Here is a 21,119-nt window from a genome sequence, read left to right on the forward strand (position 1 = left end):
GCGGGCCTACCGTCAGCCTGTCGCTTGTCTTTGTGCCGGCTTTCCGATCCCTATATGCGAATAGCGGGCGCCGATTTCTGGCTCCCTAGAGGAAACAGATGATTCGATTTGTGCTGGCGCTGTTCCTGCTTGCCGTTCCGGCCGTTGCCCATGCGACGGACGCCGGCTGGGCGTTGCTGCGCGACGGTGGCCGTGTTGTGCTGCTTCGCCATGCGCTGGTCACCGGCACCACCGACCCCGCCAATTTCGACATCGGTAACTGTGCCACCCAGGTCAATCTGTCGGCACGCGGCAAGCAGCAAGCAAACAAGATTGGCGCCTTGTTCGGCGCTCGTTCCGCTCCCGTGGAGCGCGTGCTGTCCAGCCGCTATTGCCGCTGCCTCGACACCGCCCGCATCGCCTTCGAAGCGGAACCGGAGCTTTTTGCACCCCTCGACCTCCTGAAGAGCGATCCCACCGAAAAGGCGGCGCAGCTCGACGCGGTGATGAAGGAAATCCGCGCCTATACCGGCTCGGACAATCTGGTCATGGTCACCCATCTGGAAAACATCCAAGCGCTGACCGGCGTATCGCCGCGCGAAGGCGAAGCGGTGGTGGTGGAACCGCAAGGTGACGGCCTGCGCGTGCTCGGCCGCGTCACCTTCTGAGCAGCCAGTCAGCCCCGCGCACTGTTGCCGAAATACCACCGCCGAAAGAAGCCGCAAATTCGCCGCCACAATGCCGCTTGCGACAACCCGTCGCAGGGTCTATAGGCGCGCTCCCGGTCACGAAAACCGAAGCGAGCACAACGGTTGGAGCTTTCGTCTCCGCTCGTGCAGACGGCTCTGCCGCCCTGTATACGGCGCCGCTTCGGGGTGTAGGGGTTTTGGGTGTAGCTCAGAGGTTAGAGCGCCGGATTTGGGTCCGGAGGTCAAGGGTTCGAGTCCCTTCATTCAGCCACGGATAGCTCAGTTTGGTAGAGCATCAGACCCTTAATCTGATTGTCGAAGGTTCGAATCCTTCTCCAAGCGGCCTGATAAGCCGACACCTTTGGGTGGTGTTATCTGAAAACGGTCCGGGGACCGGAATGCTGAGGACTGGACGGACGGCCAAAGCCCACGGGCAGAGGCTGTACCGGAGGTCCGACGCCATCGGTTCGCGGCCAGGCCCGCGGTGACGATCAAGGCGCAGTGTCGCCGGCAAGGGAGGCTTCGGCCTCCGGCGCCCGCTTCGCTGCCCCGCGATCCGCTCCCGAAGGCCCGCCGCGATTTGATGCCAGCGGTCCCCGGATCATTCGTGCCGGGAACGACGAAGTGAAACGAGAAACGAAAAGGAAGATCGACGCATGACGTGACGCCTCGCATGGGGCCATGCCCGACAGGAGCAAGACAATGACGACTATTCTCGACAAGGTTCTTGGACGCGAGCGCGTCCTCGTAAAGGAAAACGAACGTGCCCTCACCCTCTACAAGGGGGAGATCAAGGCTGTCCTGCTGCCGGGTGAGCATTCGCTCGTCAATCGGCGCGGCAACCTCGAAGTGTCGCGGCACGATCTGAGGAACCCGGAATTCGTTTCGGCCTACGAGAAGGCGTTGTTCGACAAGCTCCCGGATGTGGCCGCGCGTCATCTCACCGTCGTTCGCACCGGGCGCACGGATGTCGCCGTCATCGAGCGTGACGGCAACCTGCATGCCGTGCTGGCGCCGGACCGCAAGCTGGTGCTGTGGACGGATGCCGGACCGTGGAAGGTGACGTCGGTCGACACCGCAGTCGATCTCGCCATCGATCCGGCGGTCATGCGCCGGCTCGGTCAGGCCCGGAAGACGGAATTGATGTCCGTCCACCCGGTCGTCGACGGTCAGGCCGGATTGCTGTTCGTCGACGGTGTGCTGGTGCGCACGCTGGCTGCGGGGGTGCATGCGTTCTGGAACGTCGGGCGCATGGTGCAGGTGAAGGTGGTCGACCTCAAGCGCCAGTCGCTCGATGTCGCCGGGCAGGAAGTGCTGACCAAGGATCGCGTGACGATCCGCGTCAACATCGCCGCCGAATACCAGGTCGTCGACCCGGTCAAGGCGGTGAGCACGGTGAAGGACTTCTCCGAAGCCCTCTACCGCGCCCTGCAGTACGCCTTCCGCAAGACGCTTGGCGCGCTGACGCTCGACCAGATCCTTGAAAAGAAGGTGACGGTCGATGAGGAAGCGGCTGCCAAGGTCCGTGCCGACATGGCCGCGATCGGGGTCGAGGTCAGCGATATCGCCCTCAAGGATGTGATCCTGCCGGGCGAGATGCGCGAAATCCTCAACCAGGTGGTTTCGGCCGAAAAGCAGGCCGAGGCCAACGTCATCCGCCGTCGCGAGGAGACGAACGCCACGCGTTCGCTGCTCAACACGGCCCGGGTGATGGCCGAAAACCCGGTGATGCTGCGGTTGAAGGAGCTCGAGGCTCTGGAAACCATCGCCGGCAAGGTCGAGCGGCTGACCGTCCACAACGGGACGGGCGGACTGCTCAACGACATCGTCAAGCTCCGCGAGAGCTGAGCTGACGCAACGTCAAATGGAGGGGCCGCCGGGTCTGCCGGCGGCCCTTCTTGCGTTTCCTGAGACCCCTCCCCATCTGCGCCCGGCGCATCAGGCCTTTTCCTGCCGGGAAAAACCAATTAGACAGCGCCCAAACCAGATGCGGACAGATTCCGCCCGCAACCGAAGGAAGAGCCCTTGTCCACCACGTTCGAGAAAGTCGCCAAGATCATTGCCGACACCAGCGAGATCGATATCGACACCATCACCCCCGAGAGCCACACGATCGACGATCTCGGCATCGACAGCCTCGATTTCCTCGACATCGTCTTTGCCATCGACAAGGAATTCGGCATCAAGGTGCCGCTGGAAAAGTGGACGCAGGAAGTCAATGACGGCAAGGCCTCGACCGACGATTACTTCGTCATGAAGAACCTGTGCGCCAAGATCGACGCGCTGGTCGCCGCCAAGAACGCCTGACATCGGGCAAGCGCGCGGCCTTGACGGGCTGCGCCGCCTGACCCACAAAGCCGCTCATGAGCAGCCCCCGCGACGTCGTCATCACTGGCATTGGCCTTGTCTCCTCGCTTGGAGAAGGCCCTGACGCCCACTGGCAGAAGCTGGCGCAGCCTGGCCTGCAGCCGGTGCTCGAGACCGCGCGCTTTGCGCCCTACACCGTGCATCCGCTGCCCGAGATCGACTGGAACCTGCAGATCGCCAAGCGCGGCGACCAGCGGCAGATGGAAACCTGGCAGCGGCTCGGCACCTATGCCGCCGGCCTTGCGCTGGACGATGCCGGCATCAAAGGCAATGACGAGCTCTGCACCACCATGGACATGGTGGTGGCTGCCGGTGGCGGCGAGCGCGACGAGGCGGTCGATGCCGCCATCCTCGCCGCTTCGGAAAGCCGCAACGACCGCGACGTGCTGCTGAACGAAAAGCTGACCACCGAACTGCGGCCGACCTTGTTCCTGGCCCAGCTCTCCAATCTGCTCGCCGGCAACATCTCCATCGTCCATAAGGTCACCGGATCGTCCAGGACCTTCATGGGCGAGGAAGGGGCTGGCGTCGCCGCCGTCGAGACGGCCGCCGCGCGCATCCGCTCCGGCCAGTCGACGCACATTCTGGTCGGCGGCGCCTTCCAGACCGAACATTCCGACATGCTGCTCGGCTATGAGCTGGCCGGCTATCTGCATCGCGGCCCGTGGAAGCCGGTCTGGCAAAGACAGGGCGCCGAGGGCGGCGGCCTGGTCTCCGGCTCCGGCGGCGCCTTCCTGGTGCTGGAGCAGCGCGAGCATGCGCAAAGCCGTGGCCGCAAGATCTATGCCGAGCTCGGACCGGTCATCTCCGGCCGCGCGCGGCGCTCGCGCGGCGAACTCGACGCCGAGATCGCAGCCTTGCTCAAACAGGCGGCGCTTCCCGACGGCAAGCTGCTTGCCCTGTCTGGTGCATCCGGCGCGCATACGGCAACGTCATCCGAAAAGGCAGCGCTCGATGCCAATCCGGCGATTTCGGCGCGCGGCTTCGCAACGCTGACCGGCCATATGAAGGAAGCCCAGTTTCCCTTCGCCGTGGCGCTCGCCGCTCTGGCCGTCGACCGCAAGGCCGCCTACCCGGTTTTCGACGCCGCGGCCGAGAAGGCGTTCGAAGGCATTCCGCAAACCGTGCTTGCAACGGCGATCGGCTATCACCAATTCGAGGGCATGGCGCTGGTCAACGCCGCCTGAGGCGGTTCTGCGCGGTCGTGCAATAGGGACAAGAGGGCTCTTATGGCCAATCTCAGAGATCACATGGGCAGGCCGATCGTCGCCGTCACCGGAATCGGCGTGGTGACCTCGCTCGGTGTCGGCAAGGCAGACAATTGGGCAGCGTTGACCTCCGGCAAATCGGGCATCCACCCGATCACCCGCTTTCCTGTCGATCACCTCAACACCCGCATCTCCGGCATGGTCGATTTCCTCGATTCAAGCTCGAAGGGCGCCAGCCTGCTGACCTACGAGCTGGCTGAAACCGCAGCGAATGAGGCCGTGGCCGAATCCGGCCTCGATTCCTCTGACTTCGGTGGGCCGCTCTTCCTCGCCTCGCCGCCGGTCGAACTCGACTGGCACGATCGCTTCTCGCTCTACAATTCCGATGGCCAGGGCGCAGGCGCCGAAAGGCTGCTCAGGGTGGCGCGCGGGCTGAAGGAACTGGATGTATTCGAGACCACGCAGTTCGGCTCGATCGCCGACCGGCTGGCCGACCGGTTTGGCACGCGCGGCCTGCCGATCACGCTATCGACCGCCTGTGCCTCGGGCGCCACCGCCATCCAGCTCGGCGTCGAGGCGATCCGCCGCGGCGAATGCGACCGGGCGCTGTCGATCGGCGCCGACGGTTCGGCAACCGCCGAGGCGCTGATCCGCTTCTCGCTGCTGTCGGCCCTTTCGACCCACAACGACATTCCGGAAAAAGCCTCAAAGCCCTTTTCCAAGGACCGCGACGGCTTTGTGCTGGCCGAAGGCTCCGGCGCGCTGGTGCTGGAATCGTTGGAGGCTGCCCTTGCCCGTGGCGCCAGCGTTCTTGGCATCCTGCGCGGCTGCGGCGAAAAGGCCGATGATTTCCACCGCACCCGCTCCAAGCCCGACGGTTCGCCGGCGATCGCAGCCGTTCGCGCCGCCCTTGCTGACGCCGGTTTGAGCGAGGACGAGATCGACTATGTCAACGCCCACGGCACCTCGACGCCGGAAAACGACAAGATGGAGCATCTGTCGCTGTCGACCGTCTTCGGCGAACGGATCGGCTCGATGCCGATCTCGTCCAACAAGTCGATGATCGGCCACACGCTGTCGGCCGCCGGTGCCGTCGAGGCGGCATTTTCGCTGATGACCATGCGCGAAAGCGTCATTCCGCCGACCATCAACTACGACAATCCCGACCCGGCAATCGTGCTCGACGTGGTGCCGAACAAGAAGCGCAATGCCGAGGTTCGCAGCGTTTTGTCGAACTCCTTCGGCTTCGGCGGCCAGAACACCTGCCTTGTCATGGCGCGGGAACCGGTCTAAGCGAGCGCTTTCCGCTCGAACTGAACCGACAGGCCCCATGCGCGCACTGCAACTTATCGAGGACCGCCGTCTTGAAACGGTGGACCTGCCGCCCCCGCCGCCCCCTGCACTGGGCGAAGTGACGCTGCGCATCAAGGCTGTGGCGCTGAACCATATCGACGTCTGGGGCTGGCGCGGCATGGCCTTCGCCAAGCGCAAGCTGCCGCTGGTCGTCGGCGCCGAAGCTTCCGGCGAGGTCGAGGCCGTCGGTCCAGGCGTATCCAGCCTGCTGCCCGGGCAATTGGTGTCGATCTACGGCGCCCGCACCTGCGGCCTCTGCCGCGCCTGCCGCGAAGGCCGCGACAATCTCTGCGAACATGTCTCGGGCGTGCATGGCTTCCATCTCGACGGTTTCGCCCAGGAGAAGATCAACCTGCCGGCGCGCCTGCTGGTCCCCGCCCCGCCCGGCGTGACCGATGTCGGCGCGGCTGTCGCGCCCGTCACCTTCGGCACGGTCGAGCACATGCTGTTCGACAACGCGAAGCTGCAACCCGGCGAGACGATCCTGATCCATGCCGGTGGCTCCGGCATCGGCTCGGCGGCCATTCAGTTGGCCAAACGGATGGGCTGCACCATCATCACCACGGTCGGCTCCAACGACAAGATCGACAAGGCCAAGGCGCTCGGCGCCGACCACGTCATCAACTACCGTGACGACCGTTTCGAAGGCGTGGTGCGCAAGCTGACCAAGAAGAAGGGCGTCGATGTCGTGTTCGAACATGTCGGCGCCGATACTTTTGCCGCCTCGATGCTGTGCCTGAAGCGCGGTGGCCGCCTGGTCACCTGCGGCTCGACTTCGGGCGTGTCGACGCAGATCAATCTGATGCAGCTGTTCCAGCAGCAGCTGAAGCTGCTCGGGTCCTTCGGCTGCCGCATGGATAACATGGCCAATGCCATGCAGAAGATGGCGGCCGGACAGGTTGCACCCGTCATCGACACGGAAGTCGACTTCGACGGTATCGACGCCGCGCTGAAGCGCATGGAAGGCCGCGACGTGTTCGGCAAGATCATCCTGCGCGTTTCCTAGGCCAATGGTCGGCAAGGTGTTCAAGAAAGCCCGCCGGGACTTCATGTTCCGCTACGGCCGCAGACTGCGCCAGCTGGACCACTGGGTGACCGCGCGTGTGGCGATGACAATCATCTCCATGCTGCGCCTTTTGCCCGCCGACAGCGCGCTCAATTTCGCCGACCGCTCCGCCCGGTGGATCGGTCCGCGAGTCGGCCGCCACCGCGTCGCAATCAACAATCTGCGTCTGGCCTACCCCGAAAAGAGCGATGTCGAGATCGAGGCCATCGCCTCCGACATGTGGGGCAACATGGCCCGGCTTGCCGCCGAATACATCTTCCTCGATGCGCTGTTCGACTATGACCCGAACGCGACCACGCCCGGGCGCGTCGAAGTCGGTGGCGCTGATCACTTCAAGCACATCGCCACCGAGCAGAAGCCGCATATCCTGTTCACCGGCCATCTCGGCAATTTCGAGCTTTTGCCGGTCGCGGCCGCCACCTTCGGCATGCAGATCACGGCGTTGTTTCGCCCGCCGAACAACCCGTACCTGGCCGACTACATCCACTCGACCCGCCGTTCGAGCATGGGCGCCCTGTTGCCCTCCTCCACAGGCGCCTCCTTCGCGCTGGCGTCCATTCTCGAGAATGGCGGCAATATCGGCGTTTTGGTTGACCAGAAATTCTCCAGCGGACTGGAGACGACCTTCTTTGGCCGCCCGTGCCAGAGCAACCCGGTGTTGGGCATGCTCGCCCGCCACTATGATTGCGACGTCTATCCGGCCCGCTGCGTCAGGCTGCCCGGCAATCGCTTCCGCCTCGAGATCGAAGACAAGCTCACTCTACCGCGCAATGAGAGCGGCAGCGTCGATGTTCCAGCCACCACGCAACTGCTCGCCGACGTCGTCGAGCGCTGGGTTCGCGAGGACCCGGGACAGTGGATGTGGTTCCACAAAAGATGGGAAATCAGTGGGCGGCGTCGCCGCCGGCGCGGACAGTCCAAGGACGCTGCCGGCCAGCGGCAGCGTCAATCTTAGGTCGTCAGTTCGTCACCACGATCCGGGTGTTGCCGAAGCCGACTTCCCGCACCATCGAATAGAAGGCAGCGGCATTGGCCGTGTGCAGCCGGACGCAGCCATGCGAGGCCGGACGCCCGAGCTGCCTTACCGCATTGGTGCCGTGGATGGCGTAGCCGCCGTGGAAGAACACCGAATAAGGCATTGGCGACATGTGGTATTTTTTCGAATACCACATCCGCGCCGTCCGTTGCGGCCGATAGGTGCCCCGCGGCGTGAAATAGCCGCTGCGCGCGGTGGAGACGTTCCACCGGTAAAGCACCTGGCCATATTGGCTGACGGTCATTGTCTGCGACGAGACGTCGATGTTGGCCACCAGCGAAGCCGCCCGGCTTTCGATGGACGTACCGAACAGCATCGCAGCAAAAGCTGCCGCCATGAGAACGATTTTAGTCATGAGATCAAACCCCTTTGATGCCCCTTGCCTGCTCTGTTATCACGCGGTTTTTCACCTTTTTAACGGCAGGTGAATGAAGTAACACACACTCCTTGAGGAAATCGCCAATCTAAAGCAGCGAATTTGAACGATTTTCCCGCCATAGTTGCCGCCGCAACACGTAGTTTCCTCGCCAGCGGCGTGACACTTGCAAAACCATCCCCTTGCCTGCTCAAATCCGGGGATGAACGAACGACTCTTCAAAGCAATCGACGACCGTTCCGATGAACTGGTCCAGCTTACCGCCGACCTGATCCGCTTCCCGACCATCAACCCCCCGGGTGAAGCCTATCGTCCCTGCGCCGAATACATCGGTGCGCGGCTAAGCAAGCTTGGTTTCGAAACCGAATTCATCCGCGCCGAAGGCACGCCTGGCGACACCGACCGCTACCCGCGCGTCAATGTCGTCGCCCGCTTCGACGGCCGCGTGCCCGGCGCCTGCGTCCATTTCAACTCGCATATCGATGTCGTCGAAGCCGGCGAAGGCTGGAGTGTCGATCCCTTTGCCGGCATCGTCAGGGATGGCAGGGTCTATGGCCGCGGCGCCTGCGACATGAAGGGCGGGCTGGCCGCCTCGATCATCGCCGCCGAAGCCTTTATGGAGGTTTTCCCCGATTTTCCCGGCGCCATCGAAATCTCGGGCACCGTCGACGAGGAGTCCGGCGGCTTCGGCGGCGTCGCCCATCTGGCGAAGCTCGGCTATTTCTCGAAACCCAAGGTTGATCACGTCATCATCCCGGAACCGCTGAACAAGGACCGCATCTGCCTTGGCCATCGCGGCGTCTGGTGGGCGGAGATCGAGACCAAGGGCGAGATCGCGCACGGTTCGATGCCGTTCCTCGGCGACAATGCGGTGCGCCACATGGGCGCCGTGCTGCAGGCCTTCGAGGACGAACTGTTTCCGGCGCTCGACCGCAAGGTGACGCGCATGCCTGTCGTGCCCGAAGGGGCAAAGCGCTCGACCATGAACATCAACTCGATTCATGGCGGCCAGACCGAGGATTTCCGCCCGGGCCTGCCCTCGCCCAATGTGCCGGATGCCTGCCGGCTGACCATCGACCGCCGCTTCCTGCTTGAGGAAGACCTGGCCACGGTCAAAAGCGAGGTCACCGACATCCTCGATCGGCTGAAGCGCGAGCGCAAAAAGTTCGACTACGAAATCCGCGACCTGATGGAGGTGCTGCCGCTGATGACCGAACGCGATGCACCGGTGGTCAAGGCGGTGGCGCAAGGCATCATGGCGATCTTCGACCGCGAGCCGGATTATGTCATTTCGCCAGGCACTTACGACCAGAAGCACATTGCCCGCATCGGCCACCTCTACGATTGCATCGCCTACGGCCCGGGCATTTTGGACCTCGCCCACCGGCCCGACGAATGGGTCGGCATCTCGGACATGGTGGAATCGGCCAAGGTGATGGCGATCGGGCTGAATGTGCTGCTGAGAGGCACGGCCGCGGGCTGAACCATCGGCTTCGCCGGAAAAACATTCCTCCCGGCGTCGCTGCAGAGCACGAAACGCAATTTACTCCACCTCGAAATCACGCTTCTATCGCACCAGGGTTCGAGCATTTGGGAGTTGCACGATGAAATTGTGGAAAACCATTCTTGCCGCGGCGGTGTTGGCGCTGGCCGCCGGCAGCCAGGCATTTGCCGCGCGCACTGACCTGGTGATCGGCATTACGCTCGAGCCGCCACATCTCGATCCGACCGCTGGTGCCGCCGCGGCAATCGACGAAGTGCTCTACGCCAACGTCTTCGAAGGCCTGACCCGCATCGGCCCGAATGGCGAAGTGCTGCCCGATCTCGCCGAGAGCTGGGCCATTTCCGACGACGGCAAGGTCTACACCTTCAAGCTGCACACCGGCGTCAAATTCCATGACGGCACCGATTTCGACGCCAGTGACGTGAAATTCTCGCTCGACCGCGCCCGCGCCGACAATTCCGTCAACGCGCAAAAGGGCCTGTTCGCCGCCATCGACACCGTCGAAGTCGTCGATCCGGCGACGGTCAAGGTCACGCTGAAGAACCCGCAAGGCTCGTTCCTCTACAATATGGGCTGGGGCGACGCGGTGATCGTGGCGCCGGAAAGCGCCGAGACCAACAAGGAAAAGCCCATCGGCACCGGGCCGTTCAAATTCCAGAGCTGGGCCAAGGGCTCATCGATCACCCTGGTCAAATCGGACAATTACTGGGGCGCGCCGGTGTTCCTCGACAAGGCTGAGTTCCGCATTGTTCCCGACGCCGCGGCGGCCGTGCCGGCGCTGCTCTCCGGCGACATCCAGGCCTTCCCCTTCTTCGATCCCGACAGCGTCGCGCAGGTCAAGGATGACCCGCGCTTCAAGGTGGTGATCGGCTCGACCGAAGGTGAAACCATTCTGGCAATCAACAACAAGAAGCCGCCTTTCGACAAGCTCGAGGTGCGGCAGGCGATTGCCTTTGCGCTCGACCGCAAGGCGATCATCGACGGTGCCTCGGCCGGGCTTGGCGTCCCGATCGGCTCGCACATGTCGCCCGCCAGCAAGGCTTATGTCGACCTCACCGGCCTCTATCCGCACAATGTCGACAAGGCCAAGGAACTGCTGAAACAGGCCGGCCTGGAGAACGGCTTCAAAGCGACGCTGAAACTGCCACCGCCCTCCTATGCGCGGCTCGGCGGCGAGATCATCGCTTCGGAGCTTCGCGATGTTGGCATCGACCTCGAAATCATTCCGGTCGAATGGGCGCAGTGGCTGGATCAGGTGTTCACCAAGAAGGATTACGACCTGACCATCGTCTCCCACACCGAGCCCAACGACATCGATATCTATTCGCGCAAGGATTACTACTTCAACTACGACAATCCGGCCTTCGACAAGATCATCGCCGAGCTGAACCTCACCTCCGACGACGCCAAGCGCAACACGCTACTCGGCGAAGCGCAGAAGATCCTGGCCGACGATGCCGTGGTCGGCTTCCTATACGAACTGCCGAAGGTTGGGGTCTGGGACGCCAAGCTGCAAGGCTTGTGGGAGAACGCGCCGATCCAGGCGAATGACCTGACCAAGGTGAAGTGGACGGATTGACCGCCTACCTCCTCAAACGCCTCGCCATCGCCATCGCGACCTTGATCCTGGCCTCGATGGTGGTGTTCGCCGTGCTGGAGATCCTGCCCGGCGACCCGGCGCGGCTGATGCTTGGCCTCAACGCCAGCGCCGACCAGGTCGAACTGCTGCGCAACCAGATGGGCCTCGACGCGCCGCTGGCCTATCGCTACCTTCACTGGGTCGGCGGCCTGCTCAGCCTCGATTTCGGCCGCTCCTACACCTATTCGGTGCCGGTCATCGACCTTGTGCGCGAACGCATGGCGGTTTCACTGCCGCTGGCGCTGATCGCGCTGGCGCTGTCGACCATCATTGCCATTCCGGTCGGGCTCTATTCCGCCAGCCGACGCGGCCGGGCCGGCGACACCATCGCCATGGGCGCGGCCCAGCTCGGCGTCGCCATCCCGAATTTCTGGTTCGCGCTGATGCTGATCTATCTCTTCGCCGTCTGGCTGCGGCTGGTGCCGGCCGGCGGCTTTCCAGGCTGGAGCGCCGGTGTCTGGCCGGCGCTGAAATCGCTGCTGCTGCCGGCCGTAGCGCTCGCTCTGCCACAGGCGGCGATCCTGGCCCGTGTTGCCCGCTCGGGGCTGATCGAGGTGCTGAACGAGGACTATATCCGCACCGCCCGCGCCAAGGGCCTGCCCTACCGCGCCGTGCTGTGGCGGCACGCGCTGCGCAATGCGATGATCCCGGTGCTGACCATTCTGGGCCTGCAATTCGCCTTCCTGCTCGCCGGCACCATCATCATCGAAAACGTCTTTTATCTGCCGGGTCTCGGACGGCTGGTTTTCCAGGCAATCACGCAGCGCGACCTGATCGTCGTCGAAAGCATCGTCATGCTGCTGGTCGTCGCTGTCATTGCCGTCAATCTCGTCGTCGATGTTTCCTATGCGATCGTCGACCCGCGCCTGCGAGGCCGGCAATGACGCTGCACATCGACATCCCAGAGGAGACGTTGGGCAGCATCCTGGCCAAGGCGTTTCGCAACCGCTCCTTCCTCATCGGCTTCGCCATCACTGTGCTGGTGGCTGCGATGGCGCTCATCTCCTATGTCTGGACGCCTTACGACGTGACCAGGCTGGTGATCTCGGACAAGACGCTCGCCCCCTCTTCGGCGCACTGGTTCGGCACGGATCATTTCGGTCGCGACATCCTGTCGATGATCATGGTCGGCGCCCGCAATTCGATCGCCGTGGCGCTGGTCGCTGTCGGTATCGGCATGGGCGTCGGCGTGCCGCTCGGCGCCTTTGCGGCGGCGCGTGGCGGCTTGGTCGACGAGGCGCTGATGCGGCTGAACGACCTCGTCTTCGCCTTCCCGGCGCTGCTGTCGGCGATCATGATCACCGCCATCTTCGGCCCAAGCGCGATCAACGCCATCATCGCCATCGGGATCTTCAACATTCCGGTGTTTGCGCGCGTCGCCCGCGCCGGCGCGCTGGCGATCTGGCCGCGCGAATTCATCCTCGCCGCCCGCGCTGCAGGCAAAAGCAAGACGCAGATCAGCATCGAGCACGTGCTGCCCAACATCGCCACGCTGCTTCTGGTGCAAGGCACCATCCAGTTCGCGCTTGGCATCCTCGCCGAAGCCGGCCTCTCCTATGTCGGCCTCGGCGCCCAGCCGCCAATGCCGAGCTGGGGCCGCATGCTGTTCGACGCCCAGACACGCATGGTGGTGGCGCCGTGGATGGCGATCTTCCCCGGCATGGCCATCGTTGTCACCGTGCTCGGCCTCAACCTGCTCGGTGACGGCATCGCCGATATACTCGACCCGAAATCGCGGCGGCAGCGATGAGCCTGCTGGAGATCGAGAACTTGTCGCTGGCGATCGGCGACACGCCGATCCTGAAGGGGGTCGAACTCTCCGTCGCGCCGGGCGAGGTGATGGGCCTGGTCGGCGAATCCGGCTCCGGAAAGTCGATGACGGCACTGACCATCATGCAGCTTCTTCCGCACGCGGCGCGCGCCAGCGGCCGCGTCACCTTCGATGGCATCGACATTCTTGCGGCCACCGAGGACCAGATGTGCGCGCTGCGCGGCGATGACATCGGTATGGTGTTCCAAGAACCGATGACGGCGCTCAATCCGGTGAAAACCATCGGTGAGCAGGTCGCCGAAGGCATACGCTGGCACACCAAGGCAAGCCGCGCCGAAGCCGAGGACCGGGCGCGCAAGATGCTCGATCGTGTCGGCCTGCCCGAAGCGAAATTCCCGCTGTCGCGCTATCCGCATGAGCTATCAGGCGGCCAGCGCCAGCGCGTCGTCATCGCCATCGCCTGCGCGCTGAAACCAAAGCTGTTGATCGCCGACGAGCCGACCACGGCGCTCGACGTGGTGCTGCAGGCGCAGATCCTCGACCTGTTGCGCGGCCTTGTCAGCGAAAACCGCATGGGCCTGCTGTTGATCTCGCACGACCTCGCTGTCGTGACCGAGATGGCGGACCGCATCACCATCCTGCGCCATGGCGAGGTGATGGAAGCCGGCGACACCGCACGCACCCTGTCGGAACAGCTTCACCCCTACACGCGCCAGCTGGCACTGGCCTCGATGCATGTGCCGGCACGCCCGAGGACGCATGCCACCGGCCAGGGCAAACCGCTGCTCCAGGTTGAAGGCGTGACGCGCGACTATCCCGGCCGACGCACCTCCCTGTTCAAGTCAGCGGCGCCGATCCGCGCCGTCGACGATGTGTCCCTGTCGCTGGCGCCTGGTCAGTCTGTGGCGCTGGTCGGCCGCTCCGGCTGCGGCAAGTCCACGCTTGCCCGCATGATCTTGGCGCTCGACAAATCCACCTCTGGGACGATCCGCTTTCGCGGCGAGACCATCACCGGCAGGAGCGAGGCGGAGCTCAAGCCCGCGCGGCGCGACATGCAGGTCGTGTTCCAGGATCCTTACGGCTCTTTCGATCCGCGCCAGAAAGTCGAGAAACTGGTCGCCGAACCGTTGCATGTGCTGGAGAGGAAACCGACGCCGGCCGAGCGCCGCGAGATGGTGGCGCATGCGCTGCACGAAGTCGGCCTCGGCGTCACCGACATGGACAAATATCCGCATGAATTTTCCGGCGGCCAGCGCCAGCGCCTGTCGATCGCCCGGGCCATCATCACCAGGCCGAAGCTGGTTGTCGCCGACGAACCAGTCTCGGCACTCGACGTCTCGATCCGCGCCCAGATCCTCGATCTGTTTGCCGAGCTCAACCAGAAGCTCGGCATCGCCTATCTCTTCATCACCCACGATCTGACCGTCGCCCGCGCCATCACCGACGAGGTGCTGGTCATGCATGACGGCAGGATTGTCGAGCGCGGCAAGACGAGCGACGTGCTCGATCATCCGCAATCGGAAGCGGCCAAGGCGCTTGTGGCGGCTGCGCCAGATCTGCACCGGGCGATCGCACGGCGCATGCAGGAACAGGGGTGAGCAGGCGGCTCTGCCGGCTCACTCCTCTGGCTTCACCACATCGACCGGGCTGATGTCGAGCAGGTCGAGCGTGCGGCGCAGCAGCCGCACCTCGCTCTCGGCCAGTTTCGAATCGGCCTTGGCGATCTCCGCCATATGGCGTGCCAAGAGCTTGCGCCGCTCGACATCAAGATCGCGAAACAGCGCGATAGCCTGCGAGCCGTTGGTCTCGTAGCCGAACTCGTTGAGATATTCGATGACCGCGTCGATGCTGGTTTCCGGGATGCCGAAAGCGTCCTTGCAGATGCGCCGGAAGGCGACCATCTCGCTCTCCGAAACCGAACCGTCGGCCAGGATCATGCGAAACAGCATCAAGAGCTCCGCCGACAGCACCGGGTCGTCGGCCACCTTGCGCACGCCGGGGTCGCCATCGAAGATCGAACGTATCTGGTCGAGCAATGCCATCGCTACAAACGTCCCTTTTCCCGAGCCCGCCCCAGTGCATATGACCCAAAACTGCGCAGCGGCTATGGGATAATGACATGCACCACAGGAAATCCAAGCGCAACACGCCTGGATAGAGGTAGCGCGAAATCGGCCTTGCGCAAACCGGGTTGCCGTGGTCGAAGGCGCGGCGCCACCTTCCCCGCCGGAATGCTCAGAAAATCCCGATGATCGACCTCGCTGCCCAGACCGTTGTCATGCTCGCCTTCGCCGCCTTTGCAGCCGGCTTTGTCGATTCGATAGCCGGCGGCGGCGGCCTGATCACCATCCCGGCTCTGCTGCTTGCCGGTTTCCCCCCGGTCGCAGCACTCGGAACCAACAAGCTGCAGGGCATTTTCGGCACCGCGTCGGCGACCATCCACTACGCCATGAATGGCCATGTCGATCTGCGCCGTCAGTTGCCGTCCGCGCTTCTCGCCCTTGCCGGCAGTGCCGTCGGCGCCTTGCTGGCCGCCTTCGTGCCCGGCGATCTCCTGCGGGCGCTGTTGCCGCTGCTGTTGATCGCCATCGCGATCTACTTCGCCGTGAAGCCCAACATGAACGATGTCGACCGCGCCGAGCGCCTGTCGCCCTTCCTGTTCGGACTGACCGTCGCCCCCTTGGTCGGCTTCTATGACGGCCTGTTCGGACCCGGCGCCGGTTCCTTCTACATGCTGGCCTTCGTCAGCCTCGCCGGCTTCGGCGTGCTGAAGGCAACCGCACACACCAAGCTGCTCAACTTCGCCTCCAACATCGGCGGCTTCATCGTCTTTGCCATCGCCGGCGTCGTCTACTGGAAGATCGGCCTGATGATGGGCGTCGCTCAGTTCCTCGGCGCGCGTCTCGGCGCCAGCCTTGCCATCCGCATCGGCGCCCGGCTGATCAAGCCGCTGCTGGTGATCATCTGCCTGGCGCTGGCGATCAAGCTGCTGGCCGACCCGGCCAACCCGTTGCGCCAGCTAATTGGTGTATGAGCCCCACGCCTGATAGAATGCGGTCGTACGAATCATGTTGGAGGAGCCACACATGAATCTTAGTGCACCCACTCAGCTTATTTTCATTATTTCCCTTGTCATCGCCATCATCGGCGTTCTCGCCGCGCTTGGGGTTCTTGCGTTTATTCCCTTGGCATCGGTCTGGATCATGCTCATCGCCTACATCGTGCTTGCCGCCGGCTGCATGATGCGCGGCGCCTGAGCATCCAGCTCTCAGGTAACCGAAGCGCCCGGCCAAAAGCCGGGCGCTTTTGCTTTCGGCCCCGTTTTGATTCGGGATTGGGCGTCTGCTAGATTTGATCTCCAAAGGGATCGCCGATGCCGATCGAGATGCAGCGCCGCAAGGAACAGGACCGCTCCATCGCCGGGCGGTTCGAGATGCGCCGGCGGTCTCCACCGCCCGCGCTCGCGGGCATCGTGTCCGACATTTGCGGCTATCGCGAAACAGCAGTCGGCCATTTCCGCAACATCGAATATGCCTCGCTGACCGTGCCGCTGGTGATCAGCTTCGCCGAGCCGTTCGCCATCGGACTCGGCAAGGCTCCCGGCGACAATGACCGTTTCGCCAGCTTCGCCGCCGGCCTGTTTGCCGGTCCGGTGATGATCGAATCCTTCGGCGCCAGCTGCTGCGTGCAGATCAACTTCACCCCGCTCGGCGCCCGCCGCTTCTTCGGCCTGCCAATGAGCGAACTGACCGACAGCATGGTCGTGCTCGACGATGTGCTTGGCGCCGAGGGCATGGCGCTGCGCGAGAGGCTTGGCAACGCGCCGGATTGGGCGGCACGTTTCGACCTTGCCGAGGCCTTCATCGCCACCCGTCTCGGGCATGCGGCTGACACGCCGCCTGAAATTGCCTGGGCCTACGACCGCATCATCGCGTCCGGCGGCCGAACCCGTATTTCCTCGATTGCCGCCAAACTGGGCTGGAGCCGCAAACATCTTGCCGGCAAATTCTCCGATGCGACCGGCATCGGGCCGAAGACGCTGTCGCGCATCGTGCGTTTCAACCGGGCGCTCGGCCTGTCTCGGCAGGACCAAAGCGACTGGGCCGATATCGCCGCCGATTGCGGCTATGCCGACCAGGCGCATCTGGTGCGCGACTTTCGCCAACTCGCCGGCGATCCGCCGACAGCGCTGAGGTAACATTTCTTCAAGACGGGCAAGCGGCCTTCGAACAGAGTGGGTTATCGACCAATCCGATTGAAGGAGATTTTCATGCCAGCCACCAATGAAGCACCCCGGCTCTACTCCGCGCTGCGCTACAAGAATGCAGGAAAAATGATCGACTGGCTGTGCGAGGCCTTCGGCTTCGAGGTTCGCGCCCGCTATGGCGAAGGCGACATCGTGCATCATGCCGAGCTGGTGTTCGGCTCCTCGATGATCATGCTCGGCACCGCGCGCAGCGACGACTACGGCAAGATGGTCGGCGGGCCCGGCTCCGGCGGCGGCAAGTCGATCTATGTCGCCGTCGACGATGCCGACGCCGCCCATGCCAAGGCCAAAAAGGCCGGTGCCACGATCATTCAGGACCTGATCGACCGCGACTACGGCAGCCGCGAATTCATCTGCCGCGACCCGGAAGGCAATGTCTGGTCGTTCGGGACGTACTGGCCGAAGGCGGGCGAGAAGGCGTGAACCAGCCTGTGGCGTGTTAGCGCGCCAGCCCGAAAATCGCGTCGCAGTCGAGATGGGTCTCCAGCTCGGCTGCGATCTCGTCCAGCGCCCTTTCGACCTCGGCGCGATAGTCGATACCGCCGCCCCGAACGCCGAGGCTTTCCAGGAATCGCGCCCGGAAAGCGTCGGCGGAAAACAGCCCGTGCAGATAGGTGCCAAAGACCTTGCCATCGGCTGAAATGGCGCCGTCATCCGCACCGTTGATGACGGCGGACGGCCGCGCCATGTCCGGCCCGGTGGTGCGGCCGAGATGGATTTCGTAGCCCTCGAGCGGCAGGCTGAACGGCACCGAGCACGCGCTGACATTGCGCACCATCTTTTCCGGTTCCATCACCGTCTCGATGTCGAGCAGGCCGAGGCCCTCCGCCTCGGTGACGCTGCCTTCGATGCCATCGGGGTCGCGCACCATGCGGCCGAGCATCTGGAAACCACCGCAAATGCCGACGACGTGGCCGCCGCGTTTGCGATGCGCCAGGAGATCCCGATCCCAGCCATTCTCGCGAAACTTTATGAGATCGCCGATCGTCGATTTCGAGCCGGGAATGACCACCAGCCCGGCATCCTCGGGCAGGCGCTTTCCCGCCGGCACGAACACCACTTCGACCTGCGGCTCGGCCTTGAGCGGGTCGAGATCGTCGAAATTGGCGATACGGCCAAGCATCGGCACAGCGACTTTCAGCGCCCGCTTTTCGCCCGATGCCAGGCGTTCGAGTACGACGGAATCCTCCGACGGCAGCCGCGCCGCCGCCTTCAGCCACGGCACGACACCAAAGCATCGCCAGCCCGTGAATTTATCGATCGCTTTGATGCCGTCGTCGAACAGCGAGACGTCGCCGCGAAACTTGTTGATGAGGTAGCCGACGATCATGCGCCGGTCCTCTTCCGGCAAGATCAGATGCGTGCCGGCGACCGAAGCGATGACGCCGCCGCGGTCGATGTCGCCGACCAGGATCACCGGCACATTGGCGCGCGTGGCAAAGCCCATATTGGCGATGTCACGGCTTCTCAGATTGATCTCCGCCGGCGAGCCGGCGCCCTCGACGATGATCAGATCGGCGCCCTCGCCGACCTTTGCCCAGGAGTCCAGCACGGCGTCCATCAGCCCTGCTTTCATTGTCTGGTAGTCGCGCGCTCGCGCCTCGCCGAACACCTTGCCCTGCACGATCACCTGCGAACCAATGTCGCTCTGGGGTTTGAGTAGCACCGGATTCATATGCACGGTCGGCTGAACACCACAGGCCAGCGCTTGCAGCCATTGCCCACGGCCAATCTCGCCGCCGCCGGCGCTGACATCACCGGGAATGTCGGCGACGGCGGCATTGTTCGACATGTTCTGCGGCTTGAACGGCCTGACTTTCAGCCCGCGTTTCCTGGCCGCGCGGCAGAGCCCCGCCACCAGCACGGTCTTGCCGACATCCGAGCCGGTGCCTTGCAGCATGATCGCCTTGGCCATGGCTCAGCCCCTACCCTGCGCGCCGGGAATGGTCGATTTCTGAGCCAGTGGGCCGCCGCGCCAGATGTAGAGCGCCAGCAGCGGCTCGCTGCCGGTGCGCATGGCATGGCTCACATTGGAGGCATGGTGGATCACCTCGCCCGCCTGGCGGACGTCGAAGCCGCTGTCACCCATGCGCCACTCGGTGCCGCCGGTCAGCGGAATGTAGATCTCCTCGGCAATGTGATGATGGTCGGGATAGGTGATATCGGGTCCGAGGATCAGCAGGCCGGCCGCGACCTCGTCATTGGTGAAATGACCGCGCAGCCCAAAGACCTCCAGCCAGCCATACTTCTGCAGGAACGCGGCGCCGAAATCCACCGCGTTGTAGGTCTGCCCCCAGCGCAGATCGTTGCGGCGCTGCGCCAATAGCCGCACCAGAGGCTGTGCATCCAGTGGCGCCAGTTCGCCAATGCGGTCGAGCTGATCAACGCAAGGCAGCGGATGCGGTTCGAGCGCACGCGCCGGCATATTCCAGTCAATCCGGGCGACAGCTTCCCGTACCAGCGCGTCGTCCATGCCCCGGAGATAGGCATGGAAGCGGTCAAGCAGCTCATCGAAATATGTCGGCACGCAATGCTCCGTTGATCCATTCATGCACAGCCGCTGCGCAGCAGGCCGGGTTGCGCGGCGGCATCATTGGTCTAGATTGGGCGGCGCGCAAAGCCAAAAACAACAGGCCAGCAAGCCAACCCCCAGCGGGGGAAACACAGGGAGCACGCCATGGACGCCGCGGTCGATGCGAGCACCAGCCAGTTCGAACTCAACGAGGAACAGCGCGCCATCCAGGAGATGGCGCAGGCCTTCGCCGCCGATCGCGTCGCGCCCAATGCACTCGAATGGGACCGGGCAAAGCACTTTCCCGCCGATGTGATCCGCGAGACCGGGCCGCTCGGCCTCGGCGGCATCTATGTCCGGGAGGATGTCGGCGGTTCGGCACTCGGCCGGCTCGATGCCGTGCTGATCTTCGAGGCGCTGGCGCATGCCGATCCGGCATTCTCCTCCTTCATCTCGATCCACAACATGGTGGCCTCGATGATCGACCGCTTCGGCAGCGGCGAGCAGCGCCAGCGCTTCCTGCCGAAGCTGACCTCGATGGAATGGTTGGCAAGCTATTGCCTGACCGAGCCGGGCTCGGGCTCCGACGCCGCAGCGCTGAAGACGCGCGCGGTGAAGAGCGGCGACGACTATGTGCTGAACGGCGCCAAGCAGTTCATCTCCGGCGCCGGCGACAGCGACCTCTATGTCGTCATGGCGCGCACCGGCGCCGATGGGCCCAAAGGTATTTCCACCTTCGTCGTGCCCAAGGACGCGCCCGGGCTCTCCTTCGGCGCCAACGAGCACAAGATGGGCTGGCATATGCAGTCGACCCGCCAGGTCATTTTCGAGGATTGCAAGGTGCCGGCGGCAAATCTGCTCTCTGGCGAAGGCGCCGGTTTCGGCATCGCCATGGCCGGGCTCGATGGCGGTCGCCTCAACATCGCCGCCTGCTCGCTCGGCGGCGCGCAATCGGCGCTCGACAAGGCGCTGGCCTATACCGGCGAGCGCAAGGCCTTCGGCTCGAAGATCAACCAGTTCCAGGCGCTGCAGTTCAGGCTGGCCGACATGGAGACCGAGCTGCAGGCGGCGCGCATCTTCCTCTACGCCGCCGCCTCCAAACTCGACCGCAAGGCGCCGGACGCCGGCAAATGGTCGGCGATGGCCAAGCGCTTCGTCACCGATATCGGCTTCAACGTCGCCAACGAGGCGCTGCAGCTGCATGGCGGCTACGGTTATCTGCACGATTACGGTATCGAAAAACTGGTGCGCGACCTGCGCGTCCACCAGATCCTCGAAGGCACCAACGAGATCATGCGCGTGATCATCGCGCGGGCCTTGATCGGTCGCTGACGGCAACACTTCAGGAGAAA

21 protein-coding genes and 2 tRNA genes are annotated in these 21,119 nt (G+C 63.9%); 19 read left to right on the forward strand and 4 right to left on the reverse strand.

Annotation, left to right across the window (positions count from 1 at the left end; all coding sequences use genetic code 11):
• The first annotated feature begins 98 nt into the window (after positions 1-98).
• From AC1DZ8_RS19795 to AC1DZ8_RS19835, 9 genes are all read left to right on the forward strand, one after another.
• A complete protein-coding gene (locus AC1DZ8_RS19795) occupies positions 99-647 on the forward strand; it encodes a histidine phosphatase family protein (protein WP_477280847.1) in 549 nt (182 codons plus the stop codon).
• Between the two features lie 219 nt (positions 648-866).
• Positions 867-939: transfer RNA gene (locus tag AC1DZ8_RS19800), tRNA-OTHER, on the forward strand.
• 1 nt (position 940) lies between these two features.
• A tRNA-Lys gene (locus AC1DZ8_RS19805) sits at positions 941-1,007 on the forward strand.
• Between the two features lie 363 nt (positions 1,008-1,370).
• Positions 1,371-2,516: a slipin family protein gene (locus tag AC1DZ8_RS19810; RefSeq protein ID WP_477307331.1), complete on the forward strand. Its 1,146-nt coding sequence runs from the start codon at positions 1,371-1,373 to the stop codon at positions 2,514-2,516.
• Between the two features lie 177 nt (positions 2,517-2,693).
• Positions 2,694-2,975 (forward strand): acyl carrier protein, encoded by a 282-nt coding sequence (locus tag AC1DZ8_RS19815; protein WP_040981809.1) that lies wholly within the window; start codon positions 2,694-2,696, stop codon positions 2,973-2,975.
• 56 nt (positions 2,976-3,031) lie between these two features.
• Positions 3,032-4,222 (forward strand): beta-ketoacyl-ACP synthase, encoded by a 1,191-nt coding sequence (locus tag AC1DZ8_RS19820; RefSeq protein WP_477307335.1) that lies wholly within the window; start codon positions 3,032-3,034, stop codon positions 4,220-4,222.
• 42 nt (positions 4,223-4,264) lie between these two features.
• Positions 4,265-5,536 carry a beta-ketoacyl-ACP synthase gene (locus AC1DZ8_RS19825; protein WP_477307337.1) on the forward strand — a complete coding sequence of 424 codons (1,272 nt, stop codon included), beginning with the start codon at positions 4,265-4,267 and terminating at the stop codon, positions 5,534-5,536.
• Positions 5,537-5,573: 37 nt separating this feature from the next.
• On the forward strand, positions 5,574-6,602 hold the full coding sequence (locus tag AC1DZ8_RS19830; protein ID WP_477307339.1) for a zinc-binding dehydrogenase: 1,029 nt from the start codon (positions 5,574-5,576) through the stop codon (positions 6,600-6,602).
• 4 nt (positions 6,603-6,606) lie between these two features.
• The gene (locus AC1DZ8_RS19835; RefSeq protein WP_477307341.1) at positions 6,607-7,617 is read left to right on the forward strand and encodes a lipid A biosynthesis lauroyl acyltransferase; all 1,011 of its coding nucleotides are present in this window, start codon (positions 6,607-6,609) and stop codon (positions 7,615-7,617) included.
• A 4-nt stretch (positions 7,618-7,621) separates the two neighbouring features.
• Here the strand turns inward: AC1DZ8_RS19835 and AC1DZ8_RS19840 are convergent, their stop codons facing one another.
• Complete coding sequence (locus AC1DZ8_RS19840) at positions 7,622-8,053, reverse strand: L,D-transpeptidase (RefSeq protein WP_477307343.1); 432 nt, start codon at positions 8,051-8,053, stop codon at positions 7,622-7,624.
• A gap of 223 nt (positions 8,054-8,276) precedes the next feature.
• Between AC1DZ8_RS19840 and AC1DZ8_RS19845 the strand changes: the two genes are divergently transcribed.
• The 5 genes from AC1DZ8_RS19845 to AC1DZ8_RS19865 all read left to right on the forward strand — a co-directional run bounded on the left by AC1DZ8_RS19845 (position 8,277) and on the right by AC1DZ8_RS19865 (position 14,586).
• Positions 8,277-9,557, forward strand: coding sequence for an acetylornithine deacetylase/succinyl-diaminopimelate desuccinylase family protein (locus tag AC1DZ8_RS19845; protein WP_477307345.1), 1,281 nt, complete (start codon positions 8,277-8,279; stop codon positions 9,555-9,557).
• Between the two features lie 121 nt (positions 9,558-9,678).
• Positions 9,679-11,157: an ABC transporter substrate-binding protein gene (locus tag AC1DZ8_RS19850; RefSeq protein ID WP_477307347.1), complete on the forward strand. Its 1,479-nt coding sequence runs from the start codon at positions 9,679-9,681 to the stop codon at positions 11,155-11,157.
• Positions 11,154-12,101, forward strand: coding sequence for an ABC transporter permease (locus AC1DZ8_RS19855; RefSeq protein ID WP_477307349.1), 948 nt, complete (start codon positions 11,154-11,156; stop codon positions 12,099-12,101). The genes AC1DZ8_RS19850 and AC1DZ8_RS19855 overlap by 4 nt, the downstream gene beginning before the upstream one ends.
• Positions 12,098-12,967 carry an ABC transporter permease gene (locus AC1DZ8_RS19860; protein WP_477307351.1) on the forward strand — a complete coding sequence of 290 codons (870 nt, stop codon included), beginning with the start codon at positions 12,098-12,100 and terminating at the stop codon, positions 12,965-12,967. The genes AC1DZ8_RS19855 and AC1DZ8_RS19860 overlap by 4 nt, the downstream gene beginning before the upstream one ends.
• Positions 12,964-14,586 (forward strand): ABC transporter ATP-binding protein, encoded by a 1,623-nt coding sequence (locus tag AC1DZ8_RS19865; RefSeq protein WP_477307353.1) that lies wholly within the window; start codon positions 12,964-12,966, stop codon positions 14,584-14,586. The genes AC1DZ8_RS19860 and AC1DZ8_RS19865 overlap by 4 nt, the downstream gene beginning before the upstream one ends.
• Positions 14,587-14,604: 18 nt before the next feature.
• Here AC1DZ8_RS19865 and AC1DZ8_RS19870 read toward each other — a convergent pair whose 3' ends face one another.
• Positions 14,605-15,030 (reverse strand): TerB family tellurite resistance protein, encoded by a 426-nt coding sequence (locus AC1DZ8_RS19870; RefSeq protein ID WP_477280825.1) that lies wholly within the window; start codon positions 15,028-15,030, stop codon positions 14,605-14,607.
• A 206-nt stretch (positions 15,031-15,236) separates the two neighbouring features.
• On the opposite strand from AC1DZ8_RS19870, the gene AC1DZ8_RS19875 reads away from it, so the two are divergent.
• From AC1DZ8_RS19875 to AC1DZ8_RS19890, 4 genes are all read left to right on the forward strand, one after another.
• Positions 15,237-16,022: a TSUP family transporter gene (locus AC1DZ8_RS19875; RefSeq protein WP_477307355.1), complete on the forward strand. Its 786-nt coding sequence runs from the start codon at positions 15,237-15,239 to the stop codon at positions 16,020-16,022.
• Between the two features lie 52 nt (positions 16,023-16,074).
• Positions 16,075-16,245, forward strand: coding sequence for a hypothetical protein (locus AC1DZ8_RS19880; RefSeq protein WP_112565466.1), 171 nt, complete (start codon positions 16,075-16,077; stop codon positions 16,243-16,245).
• A gap of 116 nt (positions 16,246-16,361) precedes the next feature.
• A complete protein-coding gene (locus tag AC1DZ8_RS19885; protein ID WP_477307357.1) occupies positions 16,362-17,186 on the forward strand; it encodes a helix-turn-helix domain-containing protein in 825 nt (274 codons plus the stop codon).
• 72 nt (positions 17,187-17,258) lie between these two features.
• On the forward strand, positions 17,259-17,678 hold the full coding sequence (locus AC1DZ8_RS19890; RefSeq protein WP_477307359.1) for a VOC family protein: 420 nt from the start codon (positions 17,259-17,261) through the stop codon (positions 17,676-17,678).
• A 16-nt stretch (positions 17,679-17,694) separates the two neighbouring features.
• On the opposite strand, the gene AC1DZ8_RS19895 is transcribed toward AC1DZ8_RS19890, so the two are convergent.
• A complete protein-coding gene (locus AC1DZ8_RS19895; protein WP_477307361.1) occupies positions 17,695-19,170 on the reverse strand; it encodes a cobyric acid synthase in 1,476 nt (491 codons plus the stop codon).
• Between the two features lie 3 nt (positions 19,171-19,173).
• Positions 19,174-19,782 (reverse strand): dimethylsulfonioproprionate lyase family protein, encoded by a 609-nt coding sequence (locus AC1DZ8_RS19900; RefSeq protein ID WP_477307363.1) that lies wholly within the window; start codon positions 19,780-19,782, stop codon positions 19,174-19,176.
• A 150-nt stretch (positions 19,783-19,932) separates the two neighbouring features.
• Between AC1DZ8_RS19900 and AC1DZ8_RS19905 the strand changes: the two genes are divergently transcribed.
• The gene (locus tag AC1DZ8_RS19905; RefSeq protein ID WP_477307365.1) at positions 19,933-21,099 is read left to right on the forward strand and encodes an isobutyryl-CoA dehydrogenase; all 1,167 of its coding nucleotides are present in this window, start codon (positions 19,933-19,935) and stop codon (positions 21,097-21,099) included.
• Positions 21,100-21,119 lie beyond the last annotated feature (20 nt).

This window comes from Mesorhizobium sp. P2_F7, assembly GCF_056403695.1.